We start from the raw sequence: 18,628 nt of genomic DNA on the forward strand, positions 1-18,628 counted from the left end.
GCGGGGAGGGGTTGGGGGTGGGGGAAACCGCGCCGCCTAGTCGAGCGGCCGCCAGTATTCCTTCACGAAGCCGCGCGGATCGACGCTGCGTACGCTGCCCTTGTTCTTGACGGCTGCCCCGTCGCAACCCCAGGCGAAGATCGTATCCCGGCCGGTCTCGGATATGGGCACCGTTTCACTGCCGGGATGACTGCGGCAGTAAGCACTGGCCTCGGGCGTGGCCATGGGCTGGCTGTCGGCGCGGCCGCAATGGCGATCGCCGCCGGGCAGGCAAACCATGACCCGGCCACCCATGCAGCGCCAGATGCCGACCGGCGCGCCGCCGATCCCTGCAAGATCGCTGCCGAAGGCTGCCTTGGCCTTGGCCAACATGCTGCCTGGCAGCGGCCGGATCATGTTGTCGTCGCCGGCGTAGCGGCAGACGGCGGCCGGATTGTCCTGAGCGATCGCGTGTCCATGGGTCGAAATCACGGTGGCCGCTGCCAGTCCGCAGAGGACGAATGCGCCTCCAAGGCGCTTGCTCCTGATGGCCTTGCCCGCCATGCTGGTCTGAACCCGTTTCGCCCATCGTTCCGCCGTGCGTCGCGCCATGGTCCATCCGTTTGACGACTGCCAATGTCAACGTCTGTGATGCCCATTTGGGCTGGCCAATGCAAGATCTTCACTTTGCAATGCCCGATCGGGCGATCCGCCGAGGTTTCGTTTTGCGAACACCATCCGTGATCCTCGCTGTCATCGCGCTCATCGCCTCTCTGATGGGCCCAGGCGCCGCTGCGGCGCAGGATTTCTCAGCCTTCCTGCGCGAGATGCGGGCCGAGGCCGCGAGCGTCGGCGTGACGACCGCCACCTTCGACAGGGAGACCGAAGGTCTCACGCCGGATTTGAGCCTCCCCAATCTCGATCTTCCCGGTCGTCGGGGCCCATCCAACGCTGGGCAGTCTGAATTCACGCTGACGCCGGCGCAGTATCTGGCGCCGAAGGCACTCGCGGCGCAGGCGGCAAAGGGCCGCCAGTATCTGGCGCGCCACAGGCAGGCGCTCGCCGCCATCGAGCGCCGTTACGGGGTTCCGGGCTCGGTGGTGCTCGCCATCTGGGGGCGAGAGACGGCATTCGGCGCGGCCAAGGTGCCCTATGACGCGGTGCGCGTACTGGCCACCCAGGCGTTCGTCGGGCGCCGCAAGGCCGAGTTCCGGCAGGAGTTCCTGCTGGCCCTCAAGATGCTGCAGGACGGCGCCGTCAGCCGGGCGGGGCTGCGCAGTTCCTGGGCGGGGGCCATCGGCCTGACGCAGATGCTGCCGTCGCAATATTACAAATACGGTGTCGATTTCGATGGCTCGGGCCGCGTCGATATCTGGACGTCGGAGACCGATGCCTTGGCTTCGATCGCCAACCACCTCGCCGGCGAGGGCTGGGTTCGCGGCCTCGATTGGGCGCTTGAGGTGAAGCCGGCCGCCGGTTTCACCTGCGGCCATGCCGATCCCGAAGAGGCGATGGCGGTCTCGCGATGGCTCGCGCGCGGGTTCACCGTGATCGGCGGGAAGGTCCCGAGTGCCACGGACCGTGCGGCTCCGGCCTCCCTCTTCATGCCCGCCGGCGCCTATGGCCCGGCCTTTCTCATCACACGCAACTACTACGTCCTGAAGGCCTACAATTTCTCGGATCTCTATGTGCTGTATGTCGGCCATCTCGCCGACCTGATCGACGGGGGCGCTGCCTTCGCCACCCCCTGGCAGGCGGCGAAACAGTCGTCGACGGCCGGGATCGCCGCGATCCAGCAGGAACTCGCACGTCAGGGGCATTATGCCGAGACGGTCGACGGGCGGGCCGGCATGAAGACGCGCCTTGCCATCGGCCGCTATCAGGAGGCGCGGGGGCTCAGCGTCGATTGCTGGCCGGGGGATGCCGTCCTCAAGGCTTTGCAGGCGGCGCGCTGAGCGGGTCTGCCCTGCGCTACGCCATCCTGTGCATGGGGACGGCTGATGGTATGACGCAGGGCAACAGGTGAGCAACGGGAGAGCGTCATGGCAGATTGGAACGCCAAGCTTTATCTGAAGTTCGAGGACGAGCGCACACGGCCCTCCGCAGATCTTCTGGCGCAGGTTGCGCCGGCTGAAGCCCGATGTGTGGTCGATCTCGGCTGCGGGCCGGGTAACTCGACGGAATTGCTCGCCGCGCGCTTTCCCGAGGCGAATGTGATCGGCGTGGACACGTCGCCCGACATGCTGGAGAAGGCGCGTCAGCGTCTGCCACGCGCCACCTTCATCGAAGCCGATGTCGCCACATGGCGGCCGGAGCAGCCGGTCGATGTGTTGTTCGCCAACGCGGTGCTGCAGTGGCTGCCGAACCATGATGAGCTTTTTCCGCATCTGATGACGCTGCTGGCGCCCGGCGGGATCCTCGCGGTGCAGATGCCGAACAATCTGACCGAGCCCTCGCATGCGCTGATGCGTGACGTGGCGCGTGAGGAGCGCTGGCGAGACAAGCTCGCCAAGGCCAGCGCGGCGCGCGTGCCGCTCGCGCCCCCCGGCCATCTCTACGACCTGGTGAAGCCCTCCGCGCGTCGCGTCGATATCTGGCAGACCACATACCAGCACCCGCTGGATGGCCCGGCGGCGATCATCGAATGGTTGAAGGCGACAGGCCTGCGCCCCTTCCTGGCGCCGCTGAACGAGGCCGAGCAGGCGGCTTTTCTGGCCGACTATCGCGAACGACTGACCGAGGGCTATCCGCCCAGGGTCGATGGCAAGGTGCTGCTCGCTTTCCCCCGGTTGTTCATCGTTGCCGAGAAAGCCGCATGAGCGGGACGGGCGATCTCTTCGGGCCGGCGATCTGTCCCGGCCGCCGGCTCAATGGCCGGGTCACTGCGACGCTCCAGGCGGGGCAGGGCGGCGGCACCTATGATTTCGTGACAGCGGCGGTATCGGATCTCCCTGTCACCTATGAGGGCATCCCCGGCGACCGGCATTACGGGCTCACGCGTCTCTCCGGGGCGCGGGAGCCGTGGTATCCGCGCGGCACCGAGATGCGCAACGATCGCCAGATCTCGCTGCTGGCCGTCGAGGAGCTGGCGGAGATCGCGGCCGGCCTGGATATCCCCTCGGTCAAGGCGGAGTGGCTCGGCGGCAATATCGTCGTCGAAGGGCTGCCGCAGTTCTCGATGATCCCGCCGCGGACGCGCCTGATGTTCGCCGGCGGCGTGGTCATCGGCATCGAGGGGCAGAATGCGCCCTGCAAATACGCGGGCCAGATGGTCGCCGACGCCCACCCCGGGCGGCCCGAGATCGCGCTCGATTTCGTCAAGGTGGCGAAACGCCTGCGTGGGCTGGTCGGCTGGGTGGAGCGCCCCGGCGTCATCACGCCGGGCGAAGAGGTCGTCGCGCGCATCCCCGAACATTGGGCCTACGCACCGGCGGGGTAGGGGCGTCGGCACAGCCCGCCGGGGATGATACGCGGGGGCCACGCGCGCCGATCCCTCCCCTTCAGGGGAGGGGGGCCTCGCGTCAGCGAGGTCGGGTGGGGTCGCGCGGCTTGAGCCGATGCCCCCCAAGGCCGACAATATTCCGTCGCCTCAGCGTCAGGTGGACCCCACCCGGCGCCTGCGGCGCCACCCTCCCCTGAAGGGGAGGGATCGGCGTGTGGCGCGACTGACTTGATGATACGGAGAGCGCAGTGCAGGCCACGGTTGTCATCCCCGGCGAGAGCCGCAGGCTCTCGGGAAGGGGATCCATGGACAGGCGCCCGCGAGGCAGGGCATCCGCACGATGCGCCTATTCCGCGGCGACGCGCGCGTAGTTGGCCGGATCGTAGTTGAGGATCGGCCCGAGCCAGCGCTCGACCTCGGCGACGTCCATGCCCTTGCGGATGGCATAGTCCTCGACCTGGTCGCGCTCCACCTTCGCCACGCCGAAATAGTAGGACTCCGGATGCGAGAGATAGAGCCCTGAGACCGACGAGCCCGGCCACATGGCGTAGCTCTCGGTCAGCGAAACGCCGACGCGCTCGCTCGCCTTGAGGAGGTCGAACAGGGTCGCCTTCTCCGTGTGATCGGGCTGGGCGGGATAGCCCGGCGCCGGGCGGATGCCGGCATAGTCCTCGCGCACCAGTTCCTCGTTGGTTAGGTTCTCGTCCGGTGCATAGCCCCAGAACTCCTGGCGGATGCGCTGGTGCATGCGCTCGGCGAAGGCCTCGGCGATGCGGTCGGCCAGCGCCTTCACGAGGATCGAGGCATAGTCGTCGTTCTTCTCCGCGAATTTCTTCGAGATGCGCTCTTCTTCCATGCCGGCGGTGACGACGAAGCCGCCGACATAGTCGGCCTTGCCGGTCTCGGCCGGCGCCATGAAATCGGCGAGGGCGAGATTGGGCCGCCCGTCGCGGCGCAGGAGCTGCTGGCGCAAGGTGAAGAACGTGGCCAGTTCCTCCGTGCGGCTTTCGCCGGTGTAGAGGCGAATGTCGTCGCCCACCGCATTGGCCGGCCAGAAGCCGATCACCGCCTTGGGGGTGAACCAGCGCTCCTCGACGATGCGCTTCAGCATGGCCTGCGCATCCGCATAGAGCTGGCGGGCCACCTCGCCCTGCGCCTCATCCTCGAGGATCGCCGGGAAGCGGCCCTTCAATTCCCAGGTCTGGAAGAAGGGCGTCCAGTCGATGTAGCGGACGAGTTCCGCGACGTCGTATGTGCGGAAGACGCGGGTGCCGAGGAAGCTCGGCTTCGGCGGCTGGTAGGTCGACCAGTCGAGCTTGAACGCATTGGCACGTGCCTTGGCCAGCGGCAGGCGCTGCTTGTCGGCCTCGGCGCGGGCGTGGGCATTGGCGACCTTCGCGTATTCGGCGCGCAGCGTCTCCACATAGGTCGCGCGATTGTCGGCCGACAGGAGCGAGGAGACGACGCCGACGGCGCGGCTGGCGTCATTCACATAGACGGCCTGCCCACGCGCGTAATTCGGGTGGATCTTGACGGCGGTGTGGACGCGGCTCGTGGTCGCCCCGCCGATCAGCAGCGGGATGTCGAAGCCCTCGCGCTCCATCTCGCCGGCCACGTGGCACATCTCGTCGAGCGACGGCGTGATGAGGCCGGACAGGCCGATGATGTCGACCTTCTCCTTGCGGGCGGTGTCGAGGATCTTCTGCGCGGGCACCATGACGCCGAGGTCGATGACCTCGTAGTTGTTGCAGGCCAGAACCACGCCGACGATGTTCTTGCCGATGTCGTGGACATCGCCCTTGACGGTGGCCATCAGGATCTTGCCGGCAGCCTCGCGCACGCTGCCGCCGCCGTTCTCCTCCTTTTCCTTCTCCATGAAGGGCATGAGATAGGCGACCGCCTGCTTCATGACGCGGGCGGATTTCACCACCTGCGGCAGGAACATCTTGCCCGAGCCGAAGAGGTCGCCGACCACGCTCATGCCGGCCATCAGCGGCCCCTCGATGACATGCAGTGGCCGCGCCACCGTCTGGCGGGCTTCCTCGGTATCGGCGTCGATATAGTCGGTGATGCCGTTGACGAGCGCATGTTCGAGGCGCTTCTCGACGGTCCAAGTCCGCCAGGTGAGGTCCGCCTCGCGCGCCTGCCGGCCCTTGCCCTTGAAGCTCTCGGCGAGGTCGAGCAGCCGCTCGGTCGCGTCGGAACGGCGGTTCAGCACCACGTCCTCGCAGGCCTCGCGCAGCGCCGGGTCGATCTCGTCATAGACGGCGAGCTGGCCGGCGTTGACGATGCCCATGTCCATGCCGACCTGGATGGCGTGATAGAGAAACACCGCGTGCATCGCCTCGCGCACGGGCTCGTTGCCGCGGAACGAGAAGGACAGGTTCGAGACGCCGCCCGAGATATGCACGTGGGGCAGGCTCTCGCGGATACGCTTCGCGGCGTTGATGAAGTCGACGCCGTAGTTGTTGTGCTCCTCGATGCCGGTGGCGACCGCGAAGACGTTGGGATCGAAGATAATGTCCTCGGGCGGGAAGCCCACCTGCTCGGTGAGGATCTTGTAGGCTCGCGTTGAGATTTCGACCTTGCGGTCCTCTGTGTCGGCCTGACCCGTCTCGTCGAAGGCCATGACGACGACGGCTGCGCCGTAGCTGCGCACGATGCGCGCCTCGTGCAGGAACTTCTCCTCGCCTTCCTTCAGCGAGATCGAGTTCACGATGGGCTTGCCCTGGATGCATTTGAGGCCGGCCTCGATCACCGTGAACTTCGAGGAATCGACCATCACCGGCACGCGGGCGATATCCGGCTCGGCGGCGACGAGGTTCAGGAACTCCGTCATCGCCTTCTCGGAATCGAGCAGGCCCTCGTCCATGTTGATGTCGATCACCTGGGCGCCATTGGCGACCTGGTCGCGCGCCACGTCGAGCGCTGCCGCGAAGTCGCCGGCGGTGATCAGCTTGCGGAAGCGCGCCGAACCGGTGACGTTGGTGCGCTCGCCGATATTCACGAAGGGAATTTCCGGCGTCAGCGTGAAGGGTTCCAGGCCGGACAGCCTCATATAGCGCGGCGGTTGGGCGATGACGCGCGGCGCCTTGTCCTTCACCGCCCCGGCGATCGCCTTGATATGGGCCGGCGTCGAGCCGCAGCAGCCGCCGACGATATTGACGAGGCCGGCCTCCGCGAATTCGCCGACAAGCTCCGCCATCGCCTCCGGGCTCTCGTCATAGAGGCCGAATTCGTTGGGGAGACCTGCGTTCGGATAGGCGCAGACGAGCGTATCGGCGATCTGCGAGAGCTCGCGGATATGGGCGCGCATCTCCCTCGCGCCGAGCGCGCAGTTGAGGCCGATGGAAATGGGATCGGCATGGCGCAGCGCGTTCCAGAAGGCTTCCACCGTCTGGCCGGAGAGGGTGCGGCCGGAAAGATCTGTGATGGTGCCGGAGATCATGATCGGCAGCGTCACGCCCGTCTCGGCGAAGACCTGCTGGGCGGCGACCACGGCAGCCTTGGCGTTGAGGGTATCGAAGATCGTCTCGATGAGGATGACGTGCGAGCCGCCGGCGATGAGGCCGCGCACCTGCTCGGCATAGGCGTCGCGCACCTGATCGAAGGTGACCGCGCGGAAGCCGGGATTGTTGACGTCGGGCGAGAGCGACAATGTGCGGTTGGTCGGGCCGATGGCGCCGGCGACGAAGCGGCGGCGCCCATCCTCCTGCTCGGCAATGGCGGCGGCCTCGCGGGCAATGCGGGCACCCTCGCGGTTCAGCTCGAAGACGATGGCTTCAAGGCCGTAGTCGGCCTGGGCGATCGCCGTGCCGGAGAACGTATTGGTCTCGACGATGTCGGCGCCGGCGCGGAAATAGTCGAGGTGAACCTTTCTGACCGCATCCGGCTGCGTCAGGATCAACAGGTCGTTGTTCCCCCGGACGTCGTGGGCGTGATCGCGAAAGCGCTCGCCCCGGAAGTCGGCCTCCGAGAATTTGCTGTTCTGCAATTCCGTGCCCATGGCGCCGTCGAGCACCAGGATCCGCTCGGCCGCCGCCTTCTTCAGGGCGGCCCGCACTTCAGCACCATCGACGGCAGGGAAATCGGTCTGCGACATTGGAAGCGATTCTCCGTGTCATCCCGGGGCTGTGCGTAGCGCAGAGCCCGGGATCCAGAAACGATGCGGCTGGGGGTGACCTCAGCTTATCGCCTATTCAAGCTTCGAAGCGGTTCTGGATTCCGGGCTCGGCCTTCGGCCGCCCCGGAATGACAGAGATCTCAAGCCGCCGCCACGGCACTCGCCGGTACCGTAGTTTTGGCCGGTGCCGTGATCTCGGCTCTCAGCCCTAATAGATGACAAATTGCATAGACCAAGTCAGCACGATTCATCGTGTAGAAGTGGAGATCGGTCACGCCGCGGTCAACCAGATCGATGACCTGTTCGGCGGCGACCGCCGCGGCGATGAGGCGGCGGGTTTCCACGTCCTCATCGAGGCCGTCGAAGCGGGCGGCGAGCCAGTCGGGCATGCTGGCGCCGGCGCGTTCGGCGAAATTCGCGGCCTGTTTGAAGTTCTGCACCGGCAGAATGCCCGGCACGATCGGAATATTGATCCCGGCGGCGCGCACCTTGTCGATATAGCGCAGGTAGAGGTCGTTATCGAAGAAGAACTGGGTGACGGCGCGGTCGGCGCCGGCATCGACCTTGCGCTTCAGGATCTCGATGTCGGCGTCAATCGAAGGGCTTTCCGGATGCTTCTCCGGATAGGCCGAAACGGTCACCTCGAAGTCGCCGATGCGCTTGAGGCCGGCGACGAGATCATAGGATGAGGCGTAGCCGCCGGGATGCGCTTCGTAGGCCGTGCCGATGCCGGCGACCGGATCGCCGCGCAGCGCCACCACGTGGCGGACGCCGGCCGCCCAATAGGCGCGGGCGACGGCGTCGACTTCTTCGCGGGTCGCCGACACGCAGGTGAGATGCGCCGCCGGCTTCAGCGCCGTCTCGTCGACGATGCGCTTGACGGTGGCATGGGTACGTTCACGCGTGGAGCCACCCGCGCCATAGGTGACGGAGACGAAATTGGGCTTGAGAGGCGCCAGACGCTCGATGGACGTCCACAGGGTCTCCTCCATGGCGGGTGTCTTCGGGGGGAAGAACTCGAAGGACACCCGCACGGGCCGGGAGCTGTGACGGCTGGGGCGGAAAGAAGCGGGTGCCATCAGGCAACCTCCCGTTGGGTGGAGCGTGGTTGAAAATCGGTGACGACACGGCGATCGCGCGCCAGCCAGAGCGATACGGTGAGCTGCTCGGGATGGTTCTGCTCGGGTTTGAGGTCGCGATGGGCGACGACGTCGAGCCCGGCTTCCGCGAGCCAGCCGCGGAGCTGCTCGTCCGCAAAGCCGAGCCGGCGGTGGGCGTGCCCCTCGCGCAGGAACTCCAGCATATGGGGGGCGAAATCGACGACCAGCAGGCGGCCACCCGGTGCCAGCACGGCCGCCGCCTCGCGCAAGGCGCGGGCCGGATCGTCGAGATAATGCAGGACCTGGTGGATGAGCACGAGGTCGAAGGCATCGTGCTCGACAGGCAGGGCGTGGATGTCGCCCTGCTGGAGCTGTACCTTGGCAAGGCCCGTCCGTTCCAGATTGGCGCGGGCCACCGAGAGCATGGCATGGCTCGCATCGACACCGACCGCGCGGGAGGCGAGCGGCGCGAGGAGCTGCAGCATCCGTCCCGTGCCTGTGCCGAGATCGAGGAAGGCCTGGACAGGCTTGGCGCCGACGGCCTCGATGATCGCCGCCTCGACGGCCTCCTCGGGCACATGCAGCGAGCGCACCTTGTCCCAGTTGTCGGCAAGGCGGGAGAAATGGGCCTCGGCCGCCTCGGCGCGGGCCTGGCGCGCCGCCTTCAGGCGCGCGCGGTCACCCGCCAGACGCTGATCCGACGGGTCGAGATGGGCGACGAGATCGCGGATCGCGCCGGCTGCCGGATGGCGATCGGCCATGCGGAAGAACGCCCAGGCGCCCTCGCGATGGCGCTCGACGATGCCGGCTTCGGTGAGCAGCTTCAGGTGGCGCGAGATGCGCGGCTGCGACTGGCCGAGAATATCGGTCATGTCGGAAACGGTCAGCTCGCCGTCGTTGAGCAGCGCGAGCATGCGCAGCCGTGTTTCCTCGGCCGCCGCTTTCATGGCGCAGAGCAGGACGGGAAAGGGGAGGGCGGACTGATTGATCATGGCCTCATCTCACACATAAAGATATCTTTATGTGAAGTTCGAGGTCGATGCAAGGTCGATGTCGAGGTATTCCTGCGGAAGCATCGGGGGCGACATCGGTAATCCCCCACCCCTTACCCCTCCCCGCAAGGGGGAGGGGAGCGGTTGACCTCGCGCCTTCGCAATTTGCCTCCCTGCTACGCAACGCTCGAGCTTTGAGTCTCCAACGCTGCCGCTCCCCTCCCCCTTGCGGGGAGGGGTAAGGGGTGGGGGACCTAAGCCCCGATCGTCACGACGGGCGTTGCGGCATCGGCAATTTTGACGGTGGTATGGCCACCGCAGTGGATCGCGACGAGCGTCGTGAAATCCGCGATCGCCTGGTTGAGGTCGCCGTGGCCGTTCGCCTGGATGGTGGCGATGACCCGCGTGGAGCGAGGCGAAATGCAGGTCCGGGCATCCTGGCGCCAGTTCCAGCGCCGGCACAGCACATGCCGGGCATCGGCATAGACCACCTCGCCCGCCTTGGGCGGGTCGTCGTCCTCGCCCGGTTCGGCGGCTCCCATGTCGATGAAGCTGTCGCCGTCGCGCGCGAATCGGAAAGCGAGCGGCGGTTCGATCTTGTCGAGGTCGTCGGCGCCGCAACACATGACGTGGGTGAGGGAAATAGCATTATAGAGGTCGACGAAGCTGTTCACGACGGGCAGCCGCTCGCCCGCGAGCACGCGTTTCACCAGACGCTCCACCGACGAGCGATAACTGGTGCGCTTGATTCCAAAGCCCTTGTAGGCGGAACGCCAGGCTGCGATCCCCGGGATGTCGGCGAGTTCACGGCCGCCCCACTGCTTGCGGCAGGCGGCCTCGCGCTCGGCGATCAGGGCGTCGAGCGAAGGGGGACGGGCCCCCTGAATCTGGAGGCCCGCGATCACGATCGCTGCGATGCGCGCCTCCGGAAACTGCGGAGAGATTTCGGCAATAGATAGCTGCATGGTCCCCGTCCCGTTCGAAGCTGGGCACAGATTGCCCCCTTCCTGGCGCGCGAGCCATGCCGCCACCGCAAGGGCGAGTTGCGACGGCGTCCCTTGTTGCGCCCGGCCCAAGGATCGGTCAACGGAAGGGTGGTTCGTCGAAGCTGCGCAGCTTGCGCGAATGCAGCCCGTGCGACTCTTCGCGGAGGAGGTCCAGCGCCTTGAGGCCGATACGCAAATGTTCGCCGACGGCCCGTTCATAGAAGGCATTGGCGGCGCCGGGCAGCTTGATCTCCCCATGCAGGGGCTTGTCGGACACGCAGAGCAGCGTTCCGTAAGGCACGCGCAGGCGATAGCCCTGGGCGGCGATCGTGCCGCTTTCCATGTCGACCGCGATGGCGCGCGACAGATTGATGCGGCGGCGCTCCTGGCTCCAGCGCAGCTCCCAGTTGCGGTCACCGTTGGTGAGGACGGTTCCGGTGCGCAGGCGCTGCTTCAGCGCGTCGCCGCGGTCCCCCGTGACAACAGCCGCCGCCTCCTGGAGCGCGACCTGAATCTCGGCGAGCGCCGGCACGGGGATATCCGTCGGCAGAAGCCGGTCGAGGATACCGTCCTGCCGGAGATAGCCGTGGGCGAGGACATAGTCGCCGATGGTCTGCGATTGGCGCAGCCCGCCGCAATGGCCGATCATCAGCCAGCACTGCGGGCGCAGCACCGCGAGATGATCCGTGATGTTCTTGGCATTGGCCGGGCCGACGCCGATATTGACGAGCGTCGTGCCCCGTCCGTCCGCCGCAACGAGATGGTAGGCGGGCATCTGGAAGCGGTGCCAGGCGACCGCGGTGATCCGGGCGATGGCTTCGGCCTCGTCGAGGTCGCGCTCGATGATGACATTGCCGGGAAGGATGAGGCGCTCGGCGCGTCCGGCAGCGAGTTCCACGAGGCCGAGCCGCACGAACTGGTCGACGTAGCGGTGGTAGTTGGTCAGGAGGATCCACGGCTGCACGTGGCGCCAGTCGCTGCCGGTATAATGCACCAGCCGGCGCAGCGAGAAATCGACGCGGGCGGCATCGAAGAGGGCGAGCGGCTTCATGCCGGTTGCATCCTCCTCCCAGAGGCCATCGGCGATTTCGTCACCCACCGATGCCAGCAGAGGCGGCGGGAAATAGCGCGCGAGCTCCGCCGCGGTCACACCCGTTCCCGCCAGTTCATCGCCACGCTCGACGACGTAGGGGTAGGGGATGTCCTGCTGGCTCAGCCCGACGGCCGCGGTGGCGCCGTATTCGCCCATCAGATGGCGCAGCTGCTCGATCAGATAGGCGCGGAAGTGGCGAGGCTGGGTGATGGTCGTGCCATAGACGCCTGGCGCCTGGAATTTCGCATAGGCACGCGGCGTCACCGGCATCAGGCCGGGCGGTTCATAGGTGACGCGAATTTCCGGATAGCGATAGGAGGCGCGCTCCGTCGCTGTCGGGATGGTCTGGTCAGCGAGATAGGCCTCGAGCGCCCGTCTCAGCCCGTTGGCAGAGCTCGCATGCAGCTCCGTCAGGCGGTCGACGGCTTCTTCAGGGGTTTTGACAGCAACGAAGCCGTTGGTTCGGCTGGGCACACGGGGCTCCCATCTTCACGGAGAAGGACGTTCGCCGAATCTAGCGCGAAACGCACGTCGCCGTCAGGGAATCCCGACAGGCATTCTCCGCGAATGGTTGCCAGTGGGAGAATAGCACCGCGGTCGATCGTCCGCTTCGACGAATGACCCGCGACAGCGACACTCCACCGCCGAGGGCGCGCAAGCTTATGCACGGCAACGGTTCCGCTCGCGCCGCAGTGCAGCATATGTTAGAGACCGGCAGGGTCCTGTCTTTTATCCGGTGCCAACCGAATGGTTCCAGTTTCAGTTCCGACGGCCGGTGCGACCGTCGCAAAAGTCCTGTGCCGCTTGTCCTCCCTGCTCTCCGCTGCGTTCCTTGGATCGGTCATGGCCGTGGCCTTGCCGGCCGCGTCTTTTGCAGAAGACCGCGACGTGGCTCACAAGCTCCCTGCCGCGATGGTGGCGTCTCAGGCCGAGCCGGCAGCCAATGCGGCGGCCGCGAGCTGGGAATGCCTGTCCATGCAGCCGGTGCTCGCGCTCAACGGCCGGCTCACGCACACCGCGGCGCGCTTCGCGACCGGCGGGCGTCTGACGATCCTGGCGATCGGTTCCTCGACGACGGCCGGCGTGGGAACATCCTCGGCCGCCGCGGCCTATCCCGCCCAGTTGACGGCACGGCTCGAGGAGAAGCTGCCCCTCGTCGACATCGACATGCATGTGTCGGGCGTCGGCGGCGAGACCGCCGTGCAAACGCTCGCGCGCCTCGAACGCGAAGCGGCCGCGCTGAAGCCTGACCTCGTGATCTGGCAGGTGGGCACCAACGACGCGCTGTCGTCCGTGGGCGAGGATGCGTTTCGCGATCTGGTGGAACGTGGCATCGCCGCAGCGACGGCGGCAGGCGCCGACCTCATCCTGCTTGACCAGCAGTTCTTTCCGACGATCAAGGACAAGCAGCGCTACGAACGGTTCGTCAGCCTGGTCACGGATATCGGCTTGAAGACCAAGACCTGCGTGTTTTCGCGCTATGCGCTCATGAAAGCTTGGGGCGACCAGTCGGCTGTTGCCTTGCAGGCCATGCTGTCGAGCGATGGCTTCCATATGAGCGATCGCGGCCATGCCTGCATGGCGCGGCTGCTCGGCCGCGAGATCCTGCGCGCGGCGCGCGAGAACGGCAAGCCGGTGGCGTTGGCCGACCCGACTTTGGTACCTGTCGCTGCCGGTTCCAACGGAACCGCCGCATCACGCCGCTGAAACGGCATCCTCTGTCTCATCTCCGCGCGACGCCGCACCGCGTGGCCCCAGTCTTTCAAGCGCAGCGCGAGAGCGTCGTATTGCGCGGGAAGCGCCGATGACGTGACGCGCGCTATCCGTGCCGGCTGCCCGCGCGCAGGCGACAGCGGCCAACGGTTTCGGTCCAAGGATGACGGCCTGGCGCAAATGACGGCCTGGAGCAAATGACGTCCTGGAGCAAATGACAGCCTGGCGCAAATGACGGCCGCCCTGGCCGGGGTCGGGGCCGATATGTGGATCGGTCGCGTCGGGTGCCTGTGGCTCTTCTGCAACATGCGTGGCAAACCTCGCCGGGATTGTCATGCTTCGTTGCGCGCTTCGCCCCTCGCAGCGGGTGCCGGCACGCGGCTGCAGCGTTCCGTGGTTCGCCTTATCGTTTTGATGTGGCAGATTTTTTGTTCGATTAATGGCGCCGCTCTGCCCGTCCCGTCGAGCTGGCCTCCAGATTTGCATGTCTAGGTGCCATGCTTCCAGCGCATAGATTATTGCTTGCAACTTTTGCGTCAGCGAAGTAATGTTGCATTGCGATATGGCGATGCCATGTCGCTGCCCTCCTTGGGCGTTTCCTCCCTAGACTTGGGCCGCACATCAGTGCGGCCTTTTTTCTTTCTTGGGAGGGCAGCGACGATGTCCGCCGACCGGTCCTTGACCGTGCGGCTCCCTCTGACCCCGAAAAGCCCTTTATAAGTGCAAGACCGCCCAGCCAGGTTTCGGGGGCGGTCGTGCTGTTTCCTCCTGCGACTTGGGCGCAGGGCTATAGTTGCACACGAAACTGCAGCGCATAGCAAGTGGAAATCGGCGTTTTCGCCCTGCTTTTTTGCGGATCGGTTTCAATCTCTTCCGAAACCGCACGATATCTGCCGAAAAATGCCGAGATTTCGCCAATGCGGCCCAAAAAGCCGGATTTTGCTGCCGATTCCGGATGTCCGCGGCGGTCTGTCCCTGTGACGTGTCTTTGTGACATGTCTTGGCCGAGGCTCGGCGTGGCGCAACGCCTGGCCGGAGTGGCGTCAGGCACCAGTGGCGGCGGGGCGTGAGGCGATGAGATCGCGCAAGGTCGTCAGCGTCGACGCATCCGCGATCCCGTCGACCCGGGCCGGCCTGAAATGTCGCTGGAACGCCGCCACGACGGCCTCTGTTTCGGCATCGTAGAGGCCGGTGATGGCGATGCCATAGCCGTAGAGCGCAAACATCGCCTGCAGGGCCTCGACGGGTTGCCCCCTGTCGCCGGGGCTGAAGAAGCGCCCGCCCGCGATATCGGCGGGATGAACCCAGTGCCCAACACCGGCCTGGCTGAGGCGGCCCCAGGGAAAGGTCTCGCCGGGATCCATTTTGCGCGACGGCGCGACGTCGGAATGGGCGAGGACCCGGTCTGCGCGGATGCCCCAGCGCGCGACAATGTCCTGCGTGAGGGCGATGACGGCATCGATCTGGATGTCCGGATAGGGGGGCATGCCGCCGGGGTGGCCGGGATTGGCAATCTCGATGCCGATCGATGCCGAGTTGATGTCCGTCTCGCCCTGCCAGAAGGAGACGCCGGCGTGCCAGGCGCGTCGCGCCTCGGGCACGAGTTGCAGGACATGCCCGTTCTCGAACACGAAATAATGGGCGGAGACCTCGGATATCGGACTGCAGAGCCGGGTCAGCGCCTCTCCCGCCTCGGGCATTCCCGTGTAGTGGAGGATGAGCATATCCGGCGCGCGGATGCTCCCCCCTTTCGGAGGCTCGGCTCCGATGAGCCGTTCCCCGTGGTTGGGGGAAGCGAAGACCTTGGCGGCAACAGGGCTGTCCGGGCGGGGCAGGCGGTTGGGCGTCTCGGTCATAGGCGGGCAACTTTCATCGGCGGATATCCCTCGGCCGGTGAGGGGAAGCCTTTGATGTCCCATATGGCTTGCCCCGCCGCAACCTTCGACGAAGAGGCGCGGTACGGTGCAAGGATGGCGGCCGGGGTCACCCGGCCGCCATCCTTCCCGACGACTATCGTTGAGTTGGGTTGATCAGTAGCAATCCTGATAGCGGCGGCCGCGATAGTAGTAGGTCTCGCAATTCGGCGCCGTCGCCGCGCCGATCAAGGCGCCGCCAGCCGCGCCGACCGCGCCGCCCACCAAGGCCCCGCTCGCGCGACCGGTCGCCAGCCCACCAACCGCAGCGCCGGTCGCGCCGCCGATGACCGCTCCGCCAACGGCCCGGTCCTGTGGCGTGTTACAGGCCGTCAGACCGCCAGCCATTCCGACGGTGACGAGGCTGATCGCCAGGATCTTTTTCATGGGGTCGTTTCCTTTCAAACCGCATGGAGACGGGATCTCAACGCACGGAAAAGCACCGCAGTTCCCCGGCAATCCAGGGATTTTCCGCGCTGGCAGGCGTCTTGCGCTGGCGATGAATGTATATTCTCTGCGCGTCTTAGATTATCTACGAATACTCTTATATAAAGTAAGTGTATGTAAATCACATCTCGTTCCAAATAGAAGTCCGGATTATTTATCCTGGCCGTTCTTGACAGTAGTCCCTGATTCGCCTGCCCGAAGATCGCCGCATTCTTGCGCGAAGTCATCTGCTCAAGCTCGATGTTTGTGATTGAGTGCTGCTGATCGGCGATATGAATTATCGTCGCGCCGCGGCTGCACTATGGGCGAAGTTATCCACACCTCGCTTTTGGTAACAGGAGGACGTGCGTATGGATCTGACGCGGGCATGAAGAGCGCGTACAGAAAAAGCGGGATGTTGCTGACAGTGTCGCTAATGGCGACGATCGGCTGCATCTCCACGGCATCCGCCCAGGCTGAGCGGCGTGCGTTGGAAATCCCGCCCGAATTGCAGGCCTCTGCGAAGGCTGGTGGCAAGGTGGGCAAGAAGGACGGCAAGGGCGAGCACAGGCGAAAGGTGCAGCGGACCCGTGCGACCGGGGCAAGTGTTGCGGCGACACCAAGAGCTGCGGAGACGCCAAGTGCTGCGGCGTCGCCAAATGCAGCAGTGATGCAAAGTGCTACGGCGTCTACAAATACAGCAGCGTCGCCAAGCCATATTTCCATTTCGCCCGGTCCGGCGGCCGCGGTGAAGATACAGACGCCCGTGGCGGCTGAGGTCAGCGCGGTGCAGCCTAAGACCCCAACGACGACGGCCGCGCCGGTCGGTTCCGTCCAGCGCAAGACGCCCCGGCCGCTGGACCTGTCGTCTGCGGATTTGCGCAAGCCGGTAGCGGCTTCGCTCATTCCGGTCCCGCCGCGCTCGCCGGTTGCCAAATTGCTTGGCGAGACGGGTGACAAGACGGTGGCCAGTGACGGCGGCGCAGACAAGGGTCCGGAATCGTCGGTCGCCGTCCGTGCGCCGCAGGCACCCCCCGTCGCGGCACCGGCCGTCAGCGCGCCTTCGCGGTCCCTGAAGGTCGCCTTGGCGGAACCCGGAACCGCGGACATCGCGGGGATCGGGTCCATGACCGATGCCGGCCCGGCCGCGGGTGGCGTGCATGCCCTGATCGCGCGTCACGCAGCGGCCAATGGCGTTCCCGTGGCGCTCGCGACGGCTGTGGTGCGTGTCGAAAGCCGGTTCAATCCGCGCGCCCGCAACGGTGTCAATGTCGGGCTGACGCAGATCAGTACCGCGACAGCGCGTGGAATGGGGTACCAGGGCCCTGTCCAGGGACTCTACGACGCTGATACGAACTTGCGTTATGGAATTCGTTATCTCGCGCAGGCCTATCGCCTTGCGGGAGGGGACACCTGCCGGACTGTGTTGAAGTACCAGGCCGGTCATCGCGCAACGTCCATGACGGGCGCTGCGCGGGCATATTGCGCCAAGGTGAAGCCCCATGTCAGTCGGCGCTGATCATTCGGCCCGATTAGGTCACGGCTCAATATAAGCCGATATGCGCCACCGTTGGAGCTGGCAGGCTGCGAGGCATCGCCTCGCGGCAGGATTTTTTGATTGAGCCATTTTTAGGAGTGAGAGGATTGCATTTCACGAAAATGATTGCATGCGTGTGTCTTTCTGCATTGTTTTCGGCCGGTTCGGCCTGGGCGTCGCAATCAAGCGAGCGGTCGGAGTTGCCGGGTGCGCTCGATATCAATCGTATGGGTGAACTGGTCTTCGCAACCAGGCAGCCCAGCGCGCCGATCGACGCCCATAGCCTTCCTGTCGTGGGATACAAGGGCGCGATCCGCGTGAAGGCGGGCAAGCCATTGCGCTACAATGGGATCTACCGCAGCCGCTATATGGATCTCGTGGCGCAATATGCGCGGGAGAACGGCCTGCCGGTGGCGCTCGTCGACGCGGTCATGCGCGTCGAAAGTCGCTACAAGCAGAACGCCTTCAGCGGCGTTGCCGTCGGGTTGATGCAGATCAAGCCGTCGACCGCGCGCGACATCGGCTATGTCGGCACGGTCTCGGGCCTCTACGCACCCGATATCAACATCATGTATGGCGTGAAATATCTGGCTGGCGCCTATCGGCGCGCCGGGGGCGACATGTGCGGCACGATCATGCGCTACAACAGCGGCTATTATGCCAAGCGTCCCAACACCACCAACCGCGACTATTGCGCGAAGGTGAAGGGGATCATCGCCGACGAAACCCGGCACAAGCTGCCGGATGCGAGCCGGTCCGTGGTCGCGGACCGCAACTGACGATGTCCGCCGCCGCTTGACCCGCGGGCTGGGGGCGCCTATCGAACGGGCGTCAGCCGGTCGGACGGCCGCCGCGGGGGGAGCGATCCCTCGGCGGAGGAAAGTCCGGGCTCCACGGAAACACGGTGCCGGATAACGTCCGGCGGGGGCAACCCCAGGGACAGTGCCACAGAAAGCAAACCGCCGGGCATTTCGATGCCCGGTAAGGGTGAAAGGGTGCGGTAAGAGCGCACCGCGTCGGCGGTAACGCAGACGGCACGGTAAACCCCACCGGGAGCAAAACCGAATAGGGACGACAGGGGCTTCGGCACCAGGCCCGTTTCCGGGCCCGTCGTCCGGGTTGGTTGCTGGAGGCTGTCGGCAACGGCAGTCCCAGAGGAATGGTCGTCACGTCGGCGGGTTCGCTCGCCGGCCTTACAGAACCCGGCTTACAGGCCGGCTGACACGACCGCCGTCCGTCCACCGCCGTCCCGCGGCGAGGCCCCGCGCGTCGGCGACTTGGCGGATGCACGAGTGCTGCATTTCTGATTCAAAATGTCGCGCCA

The 18,628-nt window shown here is 65.8% G+C and carries 14 protein-coding genes and 1 other RNA gene; 7 read left to right on the plus strand and 8 right to left on the minus strand.

The window, feature by feature from the left end; all coding sequences use genetic code 11:
• Window positions 1-36 precede the first annotated feature (36 nt).
• The gene (locus C7450_RS21810) at window positions 37-591 is read right to left on the minus strand and encodes a hypothetical protein (protein WP_146227443.1); all 555 of its coding nucleotides are present in this window, start codon (window positions 589-591) and stop codon (window positions 37-39) included.
• A gap of 128 nt (window positions 592-719) precedes the next feature.
• Between C7450_RS21810 and C7450_RS21815 the strand changes: the two genes are divergently transcribed.
• The 3 genes from C7450_RS21815 (at window position 720) to C7450_RS21825 (ending at window position 3,418) form a co-directional block, all read left to right on the plus strand.
• Window positions 720-1,934 carry a lytic murein transglycosylase gene (locus C7450_RS21815; protein ID WP_245450040.1) on the plus strand — a complete coding sequence of 405 codons (1,215 nt, stop codon included), beginning with the start codon at window positions 720-722 and terminating at the stop codon, window positions 1,932-1,934.
• Window positions 1,935-2,021: 87 nt separating this feature from the next.
• On the plus strand, window positions 2,022-2,798 hold the full coding sequence (tam, locus tag C7450_RS21820; RefSeq protein WP_110376562.1) for a trans-aconitate 2-methyltransferase: 777 nt from the start codon (window positions 2,022-2,024) through the stop codon (window positions 2,796-2,798).
• Window positions 2,795-3,418: an MOSC domain-containing protein gene (locus tag C7450_RS21825; protein ID WP_110376563.1), complete on the plus strand. Its 624-nt coding sequence runs from the start codon at window positions 2,795-2,797 to the stop codon at window positions 3,416-3,418. Before tam ends, C7450_RS21825 begins: the two co-directional genes overlap by 4 nt.
• Window positions 3,419-3,767: 349 nt before the next feature.
• Here C7450_RS21825 and metH read toward each other — a convergent pair whose 3' ends face one another.
• The 5 genes from metH to C7450_RS21850 all read right to left on the minus strand — a co-directional run bounded on the left by metH (window position 3,768) and on the right by C7450_RS21850 (window position 12,189).
• Window positions 3,768-7,523 (minus strand): methionine synthase, encoded by a 3,756-nt coding sequence (gene metH / locus C7450_RS21830; RefSeq protein WP_110376564.1) that lies wholly within the window; start codon window positions 7,521-7,523, stop codon window positions 3,768-3,770.
• A 161-nt stretch (window positions 7,524-7,684) separates the two neighbouring features.
• Window positions 7,685-8,623: a methylenetetrahydrofolate reductase [NAD(P)H] gene (metF, locus tag C7450_RS21835; RefSeq protein WP_110376565.1), complete on the minus strand. Its 939-nt coding sequence runs from the start codon at window positions 8,621-8,623 to the stop codon at window positions 7,685-7,687.
• Complete coding sequence (locus tag C7450_RS21840) at window positions 8,623-9,636, minus strand: ArsR/SmtB family transcription factor (RefSeq protein ID WP_110376566.1); 1,014 nt, start codon at window positions 9,634-9,636, stop codon at window positions 8,623-8,625. The genes metF and C7450_RS21840 overlap by 1 nt, the downstream gene beginning before the upstream one ends.
• Window positions 9,637-9,890: 254 nt before the next feature.
• A complete protein-coding gene (locus C7450_RS21845; RefSeq protein ID WP_110376567.1) occupies window positions 9,891-10,601 on the minus strand; it encodes a B3/B4 domain-containing protein in 711 nt (236 codons plus the stop codon).
• Between the two features lie 118 nt (window positions 10,602-10,719).
• The gene (locus C7450_RS21850) at window positions 10,720-12,189 is read right to left on the minus strand and encodes an AMP nucleosidase (RefSeq protein WP_110376568.1); all 1,470 of its coding nucleotides are present in this window, start codon (window positions 12,187-12,189) and stop codon (window positions 10,720-10,722) included.
• 273 nt (window positions 12,190-12,462) lie between these two features.
• Between C7450_RS21850 and C7450_RS21855 the strand changes: the two genes are divergently transcribed.
• The gene (locus C7450_RS21855) at window positions 12,463-13,422 is read left to right on the plus strand and encodes an SGNH/GDSL hydrolase family protein (protein WP_110376569.1); all 960 of its coding nucleotides are present in this window, start codon (window positions 12,463-12,465) and stop codon (window positions 13,420-13,422) included.
• Window positions 13,423-14,471: 1,049 nt separating this feature from the next.
• On the opposite strand, the gene C7450_RS21860 is transcribed toward C7450_RS21855, so the two are convergent.
• Entirely contained in the window at window positions 14,472-15,284 is an 813-nt protein-coding gene (locus tag C7450_RS21860; RefSeq protein ID WP_110376570.1) for an N-acetylmuramoyl-L-alanine amidase, read from the minus strand.
• 174 nt (window positions 15,285-15,458) lie between these two features.
• Window positions 15,459-15,728, minus strand: coding sequence for a glycine zipper domain-containing protein (locus C7450_RS21865; RefSeq protein ID WP_110376571.1), 270 nt, complete (start codon window positions 15,726-15,728; stop codon window positions 15,459-15,461).
• A 787-nt stretch (window positions 15,729-16,515) separates the two neighbouring features.
• On the opposite strand from C7450_RS21865, the gene C7450_RS34065 reads away from it, so the two are divergent.
• The 3 genes from C7450_RS34065 to rnpB all read left to right on the plus strand — a co-directional run bounded on the left by C7450_RS34065 (window position 16,516) and on the right by rnpB (window position 18,530).
• Complete coding sequence (locus C7450_RS34065) at window positions 16,516-17,286, plus strand: lytic transglycosylase domain-containing protein (protein ID WP_170147362.1); 771 nt, start codon at window positions 16,516-16,518, stop codon at window positions 17,284-17,286.
• A gap of 245 nt (window positions 17,287-17,531) precedes the next feature.
• Complete coding sequence (locus tag C7450_RS21875; protein WP_170147363.1) at window positions 17,532-18,083, plus strand: lytic transglycosylase domain-containing protein; 552 nt, start codon at window positions 17,532-17,534, stop codon at window positions 18,081-18,083.
• Window positions 18,084-18,135: 52 nt separating this feature from the next.
• Window positions 18,136-18,530: RNase P RNA component class A (rnpB, locus tag C7450_RS21880), an RNA gene on the plus strand.
• The last annotated feature ends 98 nt before the right edge of the window (window positions 18,531-18,628 follow it).

The sequence above is a fragment of the Chelatococcus asaccharovorans genome, from assembly GCF_003201475.1.
Lineage (GTDB): Bacteria > Pseudomonadota > Alphaproteobacteria > Rhizobiales > Beijerinckiaceae > Chelatococcus > Chelatococcus asaccharovorans.